The 17,394-nt window shown below is 37.0% G+C and carries 12 protein-coding genes; 9 read left to right on the top strand and 3 right to left on the bottom strand.

Annotated features, from left to right (window positions below; genetic code table 11):
• Window positions 1-384 precede the first annotated feature (384 nt).
• Complete coding sequence (locus FHY47_RS14845) at window positions 385-2,538, bottom strand: class I SAM-dependent methyltransferase (RefSeq protein WP_262366026.1); 2,154 nt, start codon at window positions 2,536-2,538, stop codon at window positions 385-387.
• A gap of 777 nt (window positions 2,539-3,315) precedes the next feature.
• On the opposite strand from FHY47_RS14845, the gene FHY47_RS14835 reads away from it, so the two are divergent.
• The 5 genes from FHY47_RS14835 to murC all read left to right on the top strand — a co-directional run bounded on the left by FHY47_RS14835 (window position 3,316) and on the right by murC (window position 10,725).
• On the top strand, window positions 3,316-4,518 hold the full coding sequence (locus tag FHY47_RS14835; protein ID WP_139892784.1) for an MFS transporter: 1,203 nt from the start codon (window positions 3,316-3,318) through the stop codon (window positions 4,516-4,518).
• Between the two features lie 64 nt (window positions 4,519-4,582).
• Window positions 4,583-4,894: a thioredoxin family protein gene (locus FHY47_RS14830; protein WP_148631029.1), complete on the top strand. Its 312-nt coding sequence runs from the start codon at window positions 4,583-4,585 to the stop codon at window positions 4,892-4,894.
• Window positions 4,895-5,111: 217 nt separating this feature from the next.
• Window positions 5,112-5,921, top strand: coding sequence for a DUF1444 domain-containing protein (locus tag FHY47_RS14825; RefSeq protein ID WP_066109073.1), 810 nt, complete (start codon window positions 5,112-5,114; stop codon window positions 5,919-5,921).
• Window positions 5,922-6,037: 116 nt separating this feature from the next.
• A complete protein-coding gene (locus FHY47_RS14820; protein ID WP_148631027.1) occupies window positions 6,038-9,106 on the top strand; it encodes a DNA translocase FtsK in 3,069 nt (1,022 codons plus the stop codon).
• A 317-nt stretch (window positions 9,107-9,423) separates the two neighbouring features.
• The gene (gene murC, locus FHY47_RS14815) at window positions 9,424-10,725 is read left to right on the top strand and encodes a UDP-N-acetylmuramate--L-alanine ligase (RefSeq protein ID WP_066109068.1); all 1,302 of its coding nucleotides are present in this window, start codon (window positions 9,424-9,426) and stop codon (window positions 10,723-10,725) included.
• A gap of 56 nt (window positions 10,726-10,781) precedes the next feature.
• On the opposite strand, the gene FHY47_RS14810 is transcribed toward murC, so the two are convergent.
• A complete protein-coding gene (locus FHY47_RS14810) occupies window positions 10,782-11,897 on the bottom strand; it encodes an aminopeptidase (RefSeq protein ID WP_066109065.1) in 1,116 nt (371 codons plus the stop codon).
• Between the two features lie 166 nt (window positions 11,898-12,063).
• On the opposite strand from FHY47_RS14810, the gene FHY47_RS14805 reads away from it, so the two are divergent.
• From FHY47_RS14805 to ytxJ, 3 genes are read left to right on the top strand one after another with little or no spacing between them, the layout of a single operon-like run.
• Entirely contained in the window at window positions 12,064-12,567 is a 504-nt protein-coding gene (locus tag FHY47_RS14805; RefSeq protein WP_066109062.1) for a DUF948 domain-containing protein, read from the top strand.
• Window positions 12,568-12,595: 28 nt separating this feature from the next.
• Window positions 12,596-13,300, top strand: coding sequence for a YtxH domain-containing protein (locus tag FHY47_RS14800; RefSeq protein WP_066109059.1), 705 nt, complete (start codon window positions 12,596-12,598; stop codon window positions 13,298-13,300).
• A 36-nt stretch (window positions 13,301-13,336) separates the two neighbouring features.
• Window positions 13,337-13,663 (top strand): bacillithiol system redox-active protein YtxJ, encoded by a 327-nt coding sequence (gene ytxJ, locus FHY47_RS14795; RefSeq protein ID WP_148631025.1) that lies wholly within the window; start codon window positions 13,337-13,339, stop codon window positions 13,661-13,663.
• Window positions 13,664-13,690: 27 nt separating this feature from the next.
• Here ytxJ and FHY47_RS14790 read toward each other — a convergent pair whose 3' ends face one another.
• Window positions 13,691-15,862, bottom strand: coding sequence for a cell division protein FtsA (locus FHY47_RS14790; RefSeq protein ID WP_148631023.1), 2,172 nt, complete (start codon window positions 15,860-15,862; stop codon window positions 13,691-13,693).
• 203 nt (window positions 15,863-16,065) lie between these two features.
• On the opposite strand from FHY47_RS14790, the gene FHY47_RS14785 reads away from it, so the two are divergent.
• Entirely contained in the window at window positions 16,066-17,151 is a 1,086-nt protein-coding gene (locus FHY47_RS14785; protein WP_066109050.1) for a bifunctional 3-deoxy-7-phosphoheptulonate synthase/chorismate mutase, read from the top strand.
• Window positions 17,152-17,394: the final 243 nt, after the last annotated feature.

The raw sequence follows: 17,394 nt of genomic DNA, 5'->3' as shown, positions 1-17,394 counted from the left end.
ACTATTTTTCATGTAATTTCTCACCTTTATCTATGATTTTACTAGTATGATAACATAGGTGATAAAAAAATACTGCTAAAAACGTTGAGGACTGCCGAATTTTGTCAAATAAGGGTAGTTGCTTGTTTTTATCCTTTCTAAGGGCTATTAAGAGCTGGGAATATACTATATGATCTCTCATAGCTACTAAGAGTCAAAAGCCAAATCACCTTTTGATTGAAGAAGGTGATTCTACAACTCAGCGGGCTTTCGCATGATTGCTGCTCCTGGATAAAAGTTACGGATGTACAGCCACTTCCTTTCTGGAGGCAGTTGTTTCCATATAAATCCTTACGAAAGCAGCCATATAAAAAGAGGAGAGATAATTTCTCCTCTTTTCTTGTCTTATGTTTTCTCAATTACAATTAAACAGGTGCTGTCCGGTAGCGGTACAATCTCTCTTTTTTCATTCATAATTTTTACTTTAGGTAAAAGAAATTCTTCGTATCCGTTTTGTAAATAATGATGAAGCTTTATAATTTTTGCCTCTTTACCTAAAGATACATGAATAACTTCTTCATATTCACTTGGAGTAAAATACCCAAATTGTTCTTGTACCTCATGTGGATAAGCCTCTTCTCCCCAAGTATACGTATAGAGGAATTCCATTAAATCATTAACAGGCAGTTTGATAAGAAGACTCTCCAGTCTTTCATAATTGATAGTCCTTCCCCTAAAGTCATGAACATATCTCATAAAGAAGTCCATGCCCTTTGGGTCTTCAAATTCGAGTAGTCTCCATTGGTCTATAGGCTCAGTCATAATTCCGTCTCGAATAATGATTCTTCCGCCTTTGTTTAATACTTCAAAAGAACTTTTCAGTGCTTGGATAACTACATCTCGATTGAATTTCCTGCCTTTGTACGGAATATAAGAATACATTTCATGTAAGATAGAAGAAAACACAATGGTATCCACGCTTCCTGGCTCATAATAGTCTTTTAATTCCAAGGCGTTTGCCTGTTTTACGTGCCATGATTTATTTTCCCTGAATTTTCGCCTGTTTAATTCCTCTACTACATTAATTGAGATATCAATTCCGATTACAGTTGCTTCTGGGTGATTTTCAGATAGGATATCAAGCATCACACCGCCGCCGGCTCCAATGTCCAGCATTACCTTCCCTACAGCAAAATCAGATATGACCTTTTTATGATCTTGACCATTATTCATATCGGTTAAATAGTTTTCTTCATTCTGCAAGCGATCAAAGGCATCTTTCCTGAAACCAAAAAAGTCATAAAGTAAGATAATTGCTCTTTCATAGATCGGAGACTTTTCGGCTTCCTGGCAAAATTCAATTAATTTCTGACCGGCACTTGAATAACTAAAATAAACCCCTACAATTTGACCTAGTAAGTCTGAGGGTTCAATTTGAATTTGAACGTGTTCGTTTACAGGCATCTTTCCTTTTAGTAAATCATCAATTGTAAACTCATTCAGGAATGTCTCGACAATTCTTTTTTTGTATAGATTGATTACTTTTTGCCCCTTGTAATCATAGTAAATATCCTTCATAAAAGACTCAAAGCTAACCTGTTGTATAGTAAGGGGATTAATTTTCTGGAATATCAATAAGAAAATTTTCAAAAACTCTTCTAAAGAAAACTCTTGTAAAGCAGATTCAAGATACCACATATCTATTTTACTGAAGAACAACTCTATGTATCTCTCTAATTGTTTGTTTTCAAAATACTGATTGTATAAATCATCGAAGTTTTCCCCGCGCTGGATTGAAGATCTTCTTAATCTTCTCATCCGCTCTTTTAGGGGAAGCTCTTTTGCCTGTTCACCTTTGTTTATCCAGGATAGTACTTCTTCTACTTCCTTATGGACGTTGTTCCACAACTGATCTGAAACCGCTTGAATAACACACTGATTTAGGGAATAGAGAATCCTTTCTATGTTATATTCTAAGTTTTTATGTTCCTCAATCCAATAAATTAAGGGACGGAATTGAGAATAATGGATTTCTCCTCTGATAAATTGACCGGCTAACCCATGTGTTAATATGAGAAGATAAACAAGTTCCTCTCTATCTAAATTGCGGGAGTGTAACGGCAGGTTCATTTGTTCATCAGCATAAATTTGAGCTGAGCCAATATTATGAATGGCCAATTGGAATCCTTTTTTCTCCCACTCTCTACGTTTGTGCTTCAACCCGCCTTTTGATACCTCAGACCAAATCAAGACATCTTCAATAATTGACCTTTCATTAATGGGAAGATTCATCTCGTTCAATAACCAAAGGGTTCGTTCTACATAGGATAGAACCGGATTTGGCGGCAATTTCTCTAAAGATTCTACTTGCTCTAAATTTACGTGTTGTTCTTTTGTAAGGTAGAGAAAGTGTATCCACTTATGATTTCTTAATACCTTTGTATTTCCTATCTTTACTTCTTGAATACATTTTAGTGAGTTTAACAAATAAATCCGCCTTTCTAATAAAGCAGAATAATGGGGTGAAAACCATTCTGTTAGGATTATATCTTTATGCATGTTGTAGTTACTTCCATATTAATTCTTCAATGAACGGTGTATATCCTTTTCAGAATGGAAGATATTTGTGGTGAGGATAAAGGGGATTTCTTTATAAATTATAACTATTTTTCTCCCAGCTTATTTGTATTCAATAGCCGTTTATCCTATTAGAGAATGTCTATTGGATGTTTTCGTAAAGATTGTTGCTAATGCCATAAAAAGAGGCAGTGTTTTTGCTATCTCGGATATTCAACTAAAACCCCCTTAGTCAATAAGAACTAACTTCTCTTTCTCAACAATAAATAGAATATAAATCCACTAAGAGTAAATATAACCGTACCAACAAACACCTTTACTAATGAGACACCTATTTGAACAGTATCATCAGTTGCGTGTTTTATCACATTTACTGTCCACCAGTTATAAATTGAAGATTCATATATAGCGAAGTATAGCCACAATAAATAACAGAAGAAAACAAATAAAAAAACACGGATTTTTCTATTCATAACATTCCCCTTCTACAATAAATGTCTTTATAAAACATTAACACTGCCCTTAGTTAAGAAGCTATCTTTATTCTGGCGATATCACAGAATGGTGATTAACTTATTTATTCAGGAGGAACAATCTATGAGATAACAGCCTTGTAGAATCAAAGAGACTTAGACGAGTATTATTCTTTAGAAAATAATTTAAATAGTTGTTTACACCTGTCAAGACAGAAGTTAATATACAAATTAGAGATTTCATTTTAATAGTTTTCATTGAGATTGTGATGGGGAGGGTCAATGAATGGGGAAGGGAAAGGTAAAAGAACGGAAACTATTGGGGATTGCCGGGGTCGCTTGGCTATTCGATGCTATGGATGTTGGAATGCTTTCGTTTATTATCGCGGCTCTGCAGAAGGAGTGGAATTTAACCTCAGAACAAATGGGGTGGATAGGAAGTGTGAACTCTATCGGCATGGCAGTAGGTGCTTTAGTGTTTGGGATTTGGGCTGATCGTATCGGCCGAAAAAATGTATTAATTATTACGCTATTATTATTTTCCTTAGGAAGCGGATTTTCTGCTTTGACGACAAGCTTATCTATTTTTCTGGTTTTCAGATTTTTAATTGGAATGGGGCTTGGCGGTGAATTGCCAGTTGCTTCTACGTTGGTGTCGGAAAGTGTGCCTGCAGAGAGAAGAGGCAGAGTCGTAGTGCTGCTTGAAAGTTTTTGGGCTGCAGGCTGGCTGATTGCGGCGCTTATTTCATACTTTGTCATTCCAACTTATGGCTGGCAAATTGCTTTACTAATCAGTGCACTTCCTGCTTTTTATGCGATTTATTTAAGAATACATCTACCTGATTCTGAGAAGTTTCAAATGGTTAAGGAAAAGAAATCCATCTCAATCGTAAATTCGCTTAAGACACTATGGACTAAAGATTATGCGGTAAAGACTTTGATGCTCTGGATTCTGTGGTTCTGTGTTGTCTTTTCCTATTACGGGATGTTTCTGTGGCTTCCCAGTGTTATGATTTTGAAAGGTTTTACACTCATAAAAAGTTTCCAATATGTTGTTATGATGACCTTGGCGCAATTGCCTGGGTATTTCACGGCTGCCTGGTTTATAGAGAAATTTGGACGTAAATTTGTATTGGTTACATATTTGTTTGGAACAGCTGTAAGTGCTTATTTCTTCGGTAATGCAGAAACATTAACAGCCTTAATGATTTCAGGGTGTTTTCTTTCCTTTTTTAACCTGGGAGCTTGGGGAGCGCTCTATGCCTACTCACCTGAACAATATCCAACTATTATAAGAGGGACTGGCACAGGAATGGCAGCAGCTGTGGGGAGAATAGGAGGTATCCTTGGCCCGCTTGCCGTCGGAAACTTACTGGCTTCTCATACATCTATTGATAAAATCTTCTTACTTTTTAGCATTGCCATTATAATTGGGATGCTGTCTGTATTGATTCTTGGCAAGGAAACTAAAAATGTGACGTTAGAATAGCAATCCTCTGTAGATTTGGGTATGATAACTCATACAAGAGGCTACTCGAGAGGATGATTTTGATATGAAAAAATTAGAAAGTATGGAACATTATAATGAATTGATGTCAAATGGGAAAGTGATGCTTTTATTTTCTGCAAATTGGTGCCCGGATTGCAGATTCATCGAACCATTTATAGGTGACATTGAGGCCGCAAATAAAGAGTATACCTTTATCTATGTGGACCGCGATCAATTTCTTGATCTGTGCATAAAGCTGGATGTCTTTGGAATACCGAGCTTTATTGCATTTGAAGATGGAAAAGAGGTCGGCCGATATGTAAATAAGGACCGGAAGACTCAAGAGCAAATTGAAGATTTCATTGCTTCATTATGATAAACTATTATACTCCCCCCTATTCGGGGGATTTTTTTATTCCGTTCTTACTTCAAAAAAAGCAGAAAAAAGAACGATTAAGTGGAGATAATCGCCCGTATGAACCCGATTGACTCCGTTGGTGCTCTTTGGAATGAAGGAACCCAACCAACAAAGTTACACTTTATTTAGCAGCATGAGTTTAATTAAGCTATAGTAATGTTAAGGAGGAATCCCTATGAAAATGACGACTACTAAAATGAAATCTTTACTTATGGAAAGCTTAGCTGATACAAATTCAAAATTTAATTATAATCGTGATAAAGAGGAATTAAGAATTGAAAATGAAGAAACTGGCAAGGGAATAACAATTGGATTGGCGCCGCTTGTATCGAAGTATGAGCAATCTGGTCAAAAAGCGATTGATGAAGTCCTTTATTATATAAAAGAATCAACGAAAGTAATGGGTACGGAACAATCTTTGAAGGGAAATGAAAAATTAATTTACCCTGTTATCCGTTCGACTTCCTTCCCAATGGAGTCCCGTGAAAATACACCGTTTATTACAGATGAGCATACAGCCGAAACGAGAGTTTATTATGCTCTTGATTTGGGTAATACGTATAGGTTGATTGATGAGGAGCTAATGAGGAAAGAAGGCTGGGATCAAGATTCCATACGTTCAATGGCTATGTTTAATGTCAGGTCATTGCCGATTAAGTCTAAAAAAGACAGTGTACGCGGAAATGACTTTTATTTTATTAATCATAACGATGGATACGATGCTTCAAGAGTCCTGATTGATTCACAAATGAAAACATGGAAGGAAGATATGAAAGGGACAATGGCAGTGGCTATTCCACATCAGGATGTCTTAATCATTGCAGACATACAAAATGATGCAGGTTATGACATTTTAGCACAAATGAATATGCACTTTTTTACAAATGGAAATGTTCCGGTCACCGCTCTGCCATTCCTTTATGAAAATGGAGAATTGGAGCCAATCTTTATTTTAGCAAAGAATCGACCGGTAGAAGACCAATAATATAATAGGAAATTGATACCATTTACAAGGAATATGTCTTAAATGAGTAAATTTTTTGATAAAATAGATACTTGTAATACTAATTTATAACAACCATAGAAAGTGTGAGGAAGGCTATGAGCTTTTTCAAAAAAATCATTGATTGGTTCTATGAGGATGTAGAAGAGGAAGTAGAAGTAGAACCTCGTAATAGCCATGAAAACATTCAAAAAGTACCTAAACAAGTAAAAAGACAAAAAGAAAATCAAATTGAAATTGAAGCAAGAATTCAATATAGATACCCAAAGGATAATTTCAAATTCCCATTAATCTCAGATGAAGAGTTAATAAGATTAAAAGAACAAAAAAAGAAGCAAAATGAGTTGGGTGTGAAGAAGGAAGTGCACGTGAGGAGATTTGAGAAATCCCCGGCTGCTGTTCCTAAATTGAAAGTGTCTAATCAAAGAATAATACCTAAGCCAGAACCAAAACAGAACGAAGTTGTTCCGAATAAAAAGCCGTTTAGAAGAACAGAAATACCTTCGCCTATTTATGGATTTCAAAATCGACAGACCGGCACTAAAAATCAAAAAATAGTCGAATACGAATTACCACCTGAAACGACCTTAGATTCCGTTCTTGCTTTAATGCATGGAAAGAAAGTGAATCCACCGAGTGTCAATCAAGAACCATCATTTGAAATGGAAAGACAGAATGAGTTGCCGCTGAATTCCGATTTTAAGCATTCAGATGAAGAGATAAAAGAGGAACAGCAAAAAGTCTCGACTAATGATGGAAATAGACATACGGAGGATATCGAGAGTGTGATTGCTCCGCTATTACCTGATACTGTTTCAGCAGAAGATACAGAGGTTGCAGCCACAAGTGAAATAGCATGGAATCCAGTCAGCGAGAATCAGATAATTGAGGAAATGAATGAAGCAATTTTGAACGCTGATTACGAAGATGAAATAACTCAAGAAGAAGGAATCGTGGAAAAAGATACACTGATCATGCACTCTGGCTCACAGATGGAGCAGGAGGAATTTCAGTCGATTCCAATGATTCATCAGAATCTTGACGAACAAGCTGATGATGAAAATCTGGAGAACAACTTTGGATTACAACCGGAGGAACCAGTTGAAGATTACTACCATTCCCCTTCAGGCAGTGAGGTATATGAGGATATTGAGGAAGCTGATTCTGATATGGAGGAAGACCAACCATACAAGAGAGATGAAATTCAGCAAGCTCATGATTTAATCACGCAGACCCATGAATCTGCAATGAATATAGAAGAAAATCATCAGGTAAGCGGAAATGATGAGAAAAATATAGACATCAGTCACAATGAGAAAAATGGGCAGGATATCATTTTGCTTGACGGAACTGAGGATGAGTTTTCAATCAAGGACATTCAAACGAATGAGCCAGTTTCGAATGAATCTATAGCTTCGTTCGAAACGCAGTCAATCGATCGAACTAATGGTTTGGAGAAATCCGCGCAACTGGATGATACGGAGAACCATATAGATAGAGAAGTCTCTTTATCAGAGCCGAACAGTCCAATGGAAGCAACAGTGACAAGCGATGCTATGGATGAAGAAGAGAGACGAAAAATAGAAAGAGAAAAGCGCATTAGGGAGCGCAGAAAACACATTCCTTTTAACGTTTTAATGCTTAAGAATGATAAAGATCATATTGCAGCAAATCGCAATCAAAAAACGATTGCCGGCAAAGAGGAAAAGCCTTCGGAGCAACCTAAAAAAAAACTGAATGATTCCTATCAATATCCGGATATTTCAATTTTGAAGCCACGAGTGGACATTAGAGAAGATGCTGATTGGCTTGCAGAACAAGCAGCATTGCTAGATGATACACTTGAACAATTCAATGTTAAGGCTAGAGTACATACGTATTCTCAAGGACCTTCTGTAACAAGATTTGAGGTTCAGCCGGATCCTGGTGTTAAGGTTAGTAAAATCACAAATTTAAATGATGATCTAAAACTAAGCCTGGCTGCTAAAGATATTCGTATAGAAGCACCGATTCCCGGGAAACGAATGATTGGAATTGAAATTCCCAATATAAATACACGTCCTGTTTATCTGCGTGAGGTTTTGGAGGAAAAAGTTTTTGCTGAGAATACCTCACCGCTTTCAGTGGCAGTTGGGTTGGACATTTCAGGAAACCCGATTGTAACAGATTTAAAGAAAATGCCGCATGGTTTGGTGGCAGGCTCTACAGGTTCTGGAAAAAGTGTATTTATTAACTCTGTTTTAATCAGTTTATTATATAAATCACACCCATCTGATGTCAGACTCTTATTAATTGATCCGAAAATGGTTGAACTTGCGCCATATAACAATATTCCGCATTTGGCAGCACCGGTTATTACTGATGTAAAAGCTGCAACAGCTGCACTGAAATGGGCAGTAGAAGAGATGGAACGGAGATATGAGTTGTTTGCCCATTCAGGAGTGAGAGATATTGTCAGATATAATGAAAAGGCACTATCATCCGGGCAAATGGAGCATAAGCTGCCTTATTTAGTTATCGTGATTGATGAGCTGGCTGATTTAATGATGATGTCTCCTGCTGACGTAGAGGAAGCGATCTGCCGTATTGCGCAGAAAGCCAGAGCATGCGGGATTCATTTACTGGTGGCAACACAAAGACCATCTGTAGATGTCATTACCGGGTTAATCAAAGCCAATATTCCTACAAGAATTGCTTTTTCCGTTTCTTCACAGGTAGATTCACGTACGATTTTGGACCAAAGTGGAGCTGAAAAATTACTTGGACGGGGAGATATGCTGTTTTTGGAAAATGGAACTTCTAAAACAGTTCGCCTGCAGGGAACTTTTGTAACTGATGATGAGATTGAGGATGTCGTAAAACATGTAATGGCTCAGGCTAAACCGTCCTTTATGTTTGAGCCAAATGAATTGGTAAAAACAAGTGAACATATAGAAGAAAAGGATGAACTCTATTACGAAGTGTGTGAATTTGCGGTTGAGATGGGAGGAGCATCCATATCCAGTCTGCAAAGGCGCTTTAGGATTGGTTATAACAGGGCAGCGAGGCTGATTGATATGCTGGAGAAAGAAGGTATTTTATCAGAATCAAAAGGAAGTAAACCTCGTGATGTGCTTATATCTGAATCTGATTTAGAGGCTATACATGAATCTCAATCCCCTTTTTGAACAGAGGAAAAATTTTTGTATAATAATTTAATTATGAGTATTTCCCAGAAAAGGTAATACTATATTTATGAGAAAATCAGTTAGAAAAATTGTACGAAATCGATTTATAGGTTTATAATCATACAAGTTATATCTTTAACGCAATGAAGATATTGATTGCATGTGCTCGTTATAATAGTAATCTAACTGGTTTTAAATACTTATATTGTTTCAATTAGTAAAGCCTAAACAGGCATAGCAGGCAAATTGCAATTAGCAAAAAAAAGAGACCGTCATATACTGTTTTACAGCATTGACGTATGTTGGAGGTTCATTCTATGACAGTTTATCACTTCGTAGGTATAAAAGGATCCGGGATGAGCGCGTTAGCCCAAATCCTAAATGATATGGGATATCAGGTACAGGGTTCAGATTATGAAAAAAGATTTTTTACCCAAATCGCACTTGAAAATGCCGGTATAAAAATATTGCCATTTAATAAAGAAAATATTAAACCAGGTATGACAATCATTGCAGGAAATGCTTTTCCTGATAGTCATGATGAGATTGTTCAAGCTTTAGAACTTGGTTTGCCAGTCATTCGCTATCCACGATTTCTTGGAGATTTCCTTAAAAAGTTCGTGAGCATAGCTGTTACAGGCGCGCATGGAAAAACATCGACTACCGGCTTAATGTCTCATGTAATCAGCGGAGCTGAGCCAACGTCATTTTTAATTGGAGATGGAACGGGTAAGGGAGAAGCAGATTCTAAATACTTTGTATTCGAAGCTTGCGAATACCGAAGACACTTTTTATCCTACGATCCGGATTATGCCATTATGACCAATATTGATTTTGACCATCCGGATTATTTTGCAAATCTTGATGATGTGTTCTCTGCCTTTCAAGAGATGGCACTGCAAGTAAATAAAGGAATTATTGCCTGTGGTGATGATGAGCAGCTACAAAAAATCCAGGCGAAAGTACCGGTCATATTTTATGGGTTTAACGAAGAAAATGATTTCCAGGCTAAAAATATTGTCACTTCAGAAGCTGGAACTACATTCGATGTGCATGTAAGAAATAATTATTATGAGACATTTACGATTCCAATGTTTGGGCGCCATACAGTTTTAAATGCGCTAGCTGTTATTGCACTTTGTCAATATGAGGATATTGATGTGGAGATCATTAAGGAACGCCTAATGTCATTTACTGGCGTTAAGAGACGTTTCTCTGAAAAACAACTTGATCATCAAATCTTAATTGATGATTATGCCCATCATCCAACAGAGATAAAGGCAACAATTGATTCAGCTCGACAAAAGTATCCTGATCGGGAGATTGTAGCTGTATTTCAGCCGCATACTTTCTCTAGAACTCAGAAGTTTTTGGATGACTTTGCTGAAAGCTTAAAAGAAGCAGATAAAGTATACTTATGTGAAATTTTCGGATCAGCAAGAGAGTTGAATGGGAAATTAACAGTTAAAGATCTTTGTAATAAGGTGGACGGTGCTCAAATTATTCAGGAGGAAGATCCGTCTATCCTTAAAAATCATCACAATGGTGTATTATTATTTATGGGTGCTGGAGATATTCAAAAAGTGCAAGCAGCCTATGAGAGCTTTATAACGAAATAAATGCACATAAAGACCCTTCGAGAGTAATCAGTAAGTACTCTTGAAGGGTTTTTTATTTATTTTAGATTTTCAGGATTTAATTTCTCTAATTCTGGGAGAACGAATCTGCCGTCTTTTCTAATTAGTCGATCATCAAAATATATTTCGCCGCCTCCATAATCTTTACGTTGGATATTAACCAAATCCCAATGAATGCTGGAGTGATTACCATTTGGCGCCTCATCATAGCTTTGACCCGGTGTAAAGTGAAAGCTTCCATCAATTTTTTCATCAAATAGAATATCCTGCATTGGATTGGTTATATATGGATTAACCCCTATCGCAAATTCGCCGATATAACGTGCGCCTTCATCACTATCAAATACCTTATTGATTCTTTCTGTGTCATTCGCTGTTGCCTTAACGATTTTTCCGTTTTCGAATGTTAGACATACATTTTCATATGTAAATCCCTGATATGGAGATGGGGTATTATACGTAATGGTGCCATTTACAGAATCACGTACAGGTGCGGTATACACTTCACCATCTGGGATATTACGCTCCCCTGCACATTTAATGGCAGGAATGCCTTTAATAGAAAAATGTAAATCTGTTCCTGGACCTGTAATGCGTACTTTGTCCGTTTGATTCATTAACTCGACTAGGCTGTCCATCGCCTCAGACATTTTGGCATAATCAAGATTACATACATTAAAATAAAAATCTTCAAATCCTTCTGTACTCATTTTTGCCAGCTGAGCCATTGAATTGGTTGGGTAACGAAGGACCACCCATTTCGTTTTTGGAACTCGGATGTCTCTATGTACTTTATTTTGTACGGTCTGTCCATAGATTTTCATTTTATTAGCAGGGACATCAGAATGTTCTGAAATATTATCGCCTGCACGAAGACCTATGTATGCATCCATTTTACTCATAACCTGTGATTCAAATTCGGCGATTAATCTATAGTGTTCTTCAGTTGCACCTAATAGTAACTGTCTTTCAATGGTTTGATCCTTTGTTGAAACGAATGGATATCCACCTGCCTCATATGCTTCACTTACCAATGCTTTAACCAATTCTGGTTGTATACCGAAATTTTCTATAAGTACTTTTTCACCTTTTTGTAATTTTACAGAATAGTTAATTAGATTATGAGCTAATTGCTGAATTCTTGGATCCCTCATAAAAAAAATCTCCTTTCATCTCTCTAAACTTTAATTTAATTGTATCTTACTTTAGTAATAATATTAAGGTGGAAGGAACATTGTGGATCAGAATAAATTCCTATATAGTTTAAATAAGGAGATAAAGGGTAAAAACTAATTATAATTTAGAGATGGAGTGAAGACGATGGAAATTATCTTATATTTAAGCGTGGCATTGATTGCCATAGCGTTCCTGGTTCTTGTTATTTATCTTTCAAGAACATTAAAATCCCTTCAAACAACAATGGAGAGTGTATCTAGCACATTAACAGGCCTAGAAACTCAGATGCAAGGCATAACAACCGAGACAACACTGCTGCTACATAAGACGAATGCTTTGGCTGAAGATATTCAGCATAAATCTGAGAATCTAAATACGGTTGTTGATGCAGTTAAAGGTGTGGGAGGATCGATTCAACGTGTGAATCAAACCATTGACCAGATTACAAACCGAGTTCAATTAGCAGCGAGTCAAAATGACGAAAAAATTACCCAAGTAGTTCAATGGGGAAATGCATGCATTGAGCTTGTGAATAAGTGGAAAAAGCATAAAGCTGAACAGAGTACAGCAATCTATACCGAATCTGAAGCAGGCAGAGATGTTACTTTACCTTCACAAGAAACCAGATATCAACGTTCTCAATCTTAATCAACCATAAAAAAGGAGATGTTTAAGAATGAATAATAAAAATGATAATTTTAATCAAGATAATGGTATGTCAACAAAAGATTTTGTAGTAGGAGCAATAGTAGGCGGGCTTGTTGGAGCAGCTACTGCACTGTTTTTAGCACCTAAGTCCGGTAAAGAACTTCGTCATGATTTATCTGAACAAGGCAGCGTTTTAATGGAAAAAGGAACTCCATTGATTGAAAAGGGATCTGCTTTAAAACAAACGGCTACAGAAAAGGGATCTGCTTTAAAACAAACAGCCACTGAAAAAGGAATTGCTCTAAAACAAACAGCTCAAGAAAAAGGAACAGAATGGATTTCTGTCGCAAGAGAAAAAGGTGCACCATTAACAGAAGCGGTTAAGAAAAAGTTTGGAAGCACGACAAATGAAGAAAGCAACAGTCAATCATCTGATACAAAGGAAAATCAAACAGATAAGAAGATGGATAGTAATGTTGTAGTTGATTCCCCAGATGACGTTTATGTTGGAGAAGAAAACATAGACAGTAAAAATACTGCTAAAGAAGAAACGTATGCTTCTGAAAAAACTGGTTTCAATTCTACAGCCAGCGGAAATACATCTTCAGGTAAAACACCGTCCAATAGCTCGAATAATACAATAAAAGTTGATTTAGGTTCTAATTCTTCTAATTCAACTGGAAATAAAAATAATTCAGCAACCAATTCGAAAAACACAACGAATAAAAAATAAAAGTGGTTTGGAATAAACACAAATGGGGGGATATGGATGAAAAAGATTACTAACGAAGAGGAATTACAGCAACTTTTAGAGCATGATGTTTTTCTGCTTCTGAAGCATAGCCTTACATGTCCAATTAGTGGTGCAGCTTTTGATGAGTATTCCCAGTTTGTCGCTGAGCATCCTGCTATAGCTACAGCTTATCTAGCTATACAGGAAGCCAAACCACTATCAGAGCATGTTCGAGATTTAACCGGAATTAAACATGAGTCACCGCAAGCTATATTATTTAAAAATAGTGAGGCTGTGTGGAATACATCTCATGGAAGAATTACAGCCCAAAATCTAGAACAGGCACTTAAAGAATATATCTAAATAGAAACCGGTAAGGAATTTAATTCCTTACCGGTTTACTTTGGTCGGATAATTCTGTGAGTTGAACCAAACAATTTCAAGTTGATCACCATCTTGGATTTCATTGTAAAATGTGACTTCCTGTTTATTCCGCATAAGGTGAAAGCCGCCCGGATTATTCTTGGGAAGTTCTATTTCTATGTACCGAAATAGATCCTGGAATATAAAAGCGGATTCTTTATTAAAGTTTATTTTTAGTTGCTCCCCGTTAAAAAGGATATCTGTATCACTTAAGGACTTATCTTCTCGATAGACTGTATAGCTGTTATTTGTCAACGTAAGTGGTTGACCATTAAACGTAACAGATATTTGATTAATCTCTTCAGCCTTATAGACACCTATTAAATCTTTGACTGTGATTGCTTTTCTACGAACTAAGGTGAGGCGATCATGATCGGCTATCCGATGGTTAAAAGATACACCTTTTCCGTTAACATATATGGCACCTGAAAACGAGACGAAGCTTTCCGGCCGGCCATTGATAACTAGATTAAACGGGACAAGTTCGTCCAGTATAGAATTCAAGCCAGCGAACAATAGTGCATCCTGCACAGTCTCTGGCATTTTAAAAGCAATCCGATCACCATCATGAATATCTTCGTGGCCATCAGCAGGAAAACCATTCATAAATAGGGTACAAGGAATTTCATATTTCTCTTCGTTTATATAAATCTCCCTCATAGGCAGTTCATCAAGTAATTCTCTTAATATCACAGATGTTTCAGAACCGTCTTTTCCCTTATCTATCCATAGCTGATCTCCAGGGGTTAATGGGGAATCAAGAGAGCAAGACACATTATTTCTTTTGATTTGCGGAGGCTCTCCGTGTGTACCTGGTATGGTAATATTTCTGCCGTTAATACTAACAATCTTCGCATTTCCAGGTTTACCGTATAGCTTTGTTAAATGAAGTCCTGCTGCAAGCAAGGCATCTCCTATAGTCAGTTGCTTAAGATCAAATAAACGAACTGGGGTCCCATTTACTTCAACAGAAACATAATGAATTGGATTAACATCTGATGAAATGGCTATTCCAATGGGCGTAACGAGTTCGGGCCCTTTAATGTAATCTGACTCAATCACTAAATTTTTGATAGCGTCTATTCCGCGTATAGCAACTCTATTGGCAGGCAGATTTAATTTCTTTGCCAAAATATCTGGTAAGCGCGGTGTTAAGCTACCTCCGCCAATAAGCATAACGGCTTGCGGAGGCTTAGCATTATTCAGTTGCAAAATTTCTCGGCTAATGGAATCTGCTAATTTTTCAATGGCGGGATAGATGGCTGTAATCATTTCTTCTTTTGGGATCTCTGATTCGAAACCAAGAATATCACTGATTTTGACAAACTCCTGTTCATTTATGGATCTCTTGGTATCTTCCGCATTCGGGAAATCAAGTAAATACTGATCACTGATTTCCTCTGTTATCTCATCTCCAGCAACAGGGACCATTCCGTAGGCAATAACGGTTCGTTCATCTGTAATCGCTATATCAGAAGTACCAGCTCCAATGTCAACAAGGCATACGTTGAGCCTTCTCATAGAGGGTGGAATAAGGACATGAATTGCAGCAATTGGTTCAAGAGTAAGTGCTTCTAGCTCAAGATTTACTCTTTTGAGTGCAGCAAACAGTGATTCAACGACCACTCGCGGCAGAAAAGTAGCGATAATTTCTGCTTCTGCTTCATCCCCTTTTTGGTCAAGTAAATTTCCGATTTCCTGGCCATCAAGATAGTAATGGAGAACAGAATAGCCTACACAATAATAATGATAATTACTTTGGATGTCTTCTTTTTCAGCTACCTGAAACTGTGCTTGTTGTACAGCAGCTAATTCCAGATGAATGCGGTCATCGGCAGACAGGAGAGGCTTGCCGGATATGGGAATAGATGATCTCCCAATCTCTGTACGCAAAGCACGTCCTGCAGCTGCTACACATACTTTAGTAAGAGGACCGTGCTTTTTTTCAAGTGTAAGCTTAATATCGAGTATAACGTTGGAAACAGCTACGACATCATGAATCTGGCCATCCAGCATGGCACGCTCAGTATGTTCTCTAATGATGACGTCTGTAACGACATATTGATCGAGGCGTATTTCTAATATGATTCCTACAACTGAGCGAGTGCCAATATCGAGAGCAAAAATTTTTTTGGTCAAGAATTCGTCTCTCCTTTTATGCTTTAACACTTAAAAGCGGTTTATTGATAAAGGTTTAATAGTGACAATACCGAATTAATCCGTTATAATAGTTTCAATTATATACTGAAATGTAAAATATTTTACTAAGTGATTTAGAAATTTTTAAAATATATGAAACCCAGGCTAAAACATGCAATGCAGAACAGAGAGGATGAGTGATATTGAGTAATATGGAACTGGATGTATTAAGAGAACAACTGGATAATTTGAATTTGCAATTATTAAAGCTTATTAACGAACGAGGAAAAGTTGTACAACAAATCGGTGAATTAAAAGGTAAGCAAAGCCAGTATCGTTTTGATCCTGTTAGAGAAAGAGAAATGCTTAATACACTTATCCAAAATAATGATGGTCCATTTGAAAAATCAACCATTGAACATATTTTCAAGGAAATATTTAAAGCAAGCCTTGAACTACAGGAAGATGATCATCGTAAAGCATTGCTTGTTTCCCGTAAAAAGCATCCTGATGATACTATAATTGATTTGAAGGGTGAGAAAGTGGGAAATGGACAACCGTCCTTTGTGTTTGGCCCATGTGCGGTAGAATCCTATGAACAAGTAGCGACTGTAGCAAAAGCTGTTAAGGATAAAGGATATAAATTACTTCGAGGCGGAGCTTATAAACCGAGAACATCCCCTTATGATTTCCAAGGGTTGGGTGAAGAAGGATTAAAAATCCTGAAAAGGGTTGCTGATGAATTCGATTTGGCTGTTATAAGCGAAATTGTAAACCCGGCGGATATTGAGACTGCGGTTAAGTATATTGATGTGATCCAGATTGGTGCTCGTAATATGCAGAACTTTGAGTTGTTAAAAGCAGCGGGAGCGGTCAATAAACCCGTTCTGCTAAAAAGAGGGCTGGCAGCGACAATTGAAGAGTTCATTAACGCAGCTGAATATATAATGGCGCAGGGAAATGGAAATATCATATTATGTGAACGCGGAATTCGTACGTATGAAAAAGCTACACGGAATACATTGGATATTTCAGCTGTACCTATACTGAAAAAGGAAACGCATTTACCGGTAATGGTGGATGTTACGCATTCGACTGGCCGAAGAGATCTGCTAATTCCAACTGCTAAAGCTGCATTGGCAATCGGTGCTGATGGGGTTATGGCTGAAGTTCATCCGGATCCGGCAGTTGCTCTTTCCGATTCCGCACAACAGATGGATCTAAACCAATTTGATACGTTTGTAAACGAGATTAATCAATTTACCAAGCAGACAGGTATCAGAATTTAATAAATATGGAGTTGCTATTTGGCAACTCTTTTTCATTTTTCTCCAATAGATTAACGAATCAATAGTCCCTGAATTTTTCAGTGGAATTTTTATAATTTATTATTCAAATGCTATCATTTTAAAGAAGTACTGAGTTAGTCTTAGTGAAAATTGGATTTGTTATGTATACAATAGTAAGAAAATAGATAAAGTGTTTATTTGCACGAATTTAGAGGGTAGAGTATTATTATAATAACATACTAA

Origin of the sequence: Bacillus sp. E214, assembly GCF_008087365.1 — a bacterium.
Taxonomy (GTDB): domain Bacteria; phylum Bacillota; class Bacilli; order Bacillales; family Pradoshiaceae; genus Pradoshia.
The sequence above is the reverse complement of the archived record's forward strand: the minus strand, read 5'-3'. Positions and strand labels throughout refer to the sequence as shown.

Coding starts and splice junctions, on each gene's coding strand:
- FHY47_RS14845 (WP_262366026.1), bottom strand. CDS start 2,538: ATGCATAAAGATATAATCCTAACAGAATGGTTTTCACCCCATTATTCT.
- FHY47_RS14835 (WP_139892784.1), top strand. CDS start 3,316: ATGGGGAAGGGAAAGGTAAAAGAACGGAAACTATTGGGGATTGCCGGG.
- FHY47_RS14830 (WP_148631029.1), top strand. CDS start 4,583: ATGAAAAAATTAGAAAGTATGGAACATTATAATGAATTGATGTCAAAT.
- FHY47_RS14825 (WP_066109073.1), top strand. CDS start 5,112: ATGAAAATGACGACTACTAAAATGAAATCTTTACTTATGGAAAGCTTA.
- FHY47_RS14820 (WP_148631027.1), top strand. CDS start 6,038: ATGAGCTTTTTCAAAAAAATCATTGATTGGTTCTATGAGGATGTAGAA.
- murC (WP_066109068.1), top strand. CDS start 9,424: ATGACAGTTTATCACTTCGTAGGTATAAAAGGATCCGGGATGAGCGCG.
- FHY47_RS14810 (WP_066109065.1), bottom strand. CDS start 11,897: ATGAGGGATCCAAGAATTCAGCAATTAGCTCATAATCTAATTAACTAT.
- FHY47_RS14805 (WP_066109062.1), top strand. CDS start 12,064: ATGGAAATTATCTTATATTTAAGCGTGGCATTGATTGCCATAGCGTTC.
- FHY47_RS14800 (WP_066109059.1), top strand. CDS start 12,596: ATGAATAATAAAAATGATAATTTTAATCAAGATAATGGTATGTCAACA.
- ytxJ (WP_148631025.1), top strand. CDS start 13,337: ATGAAAAAGATTACTAACGAAGAGGAATTACAGCAACTTTTAGAGCAT.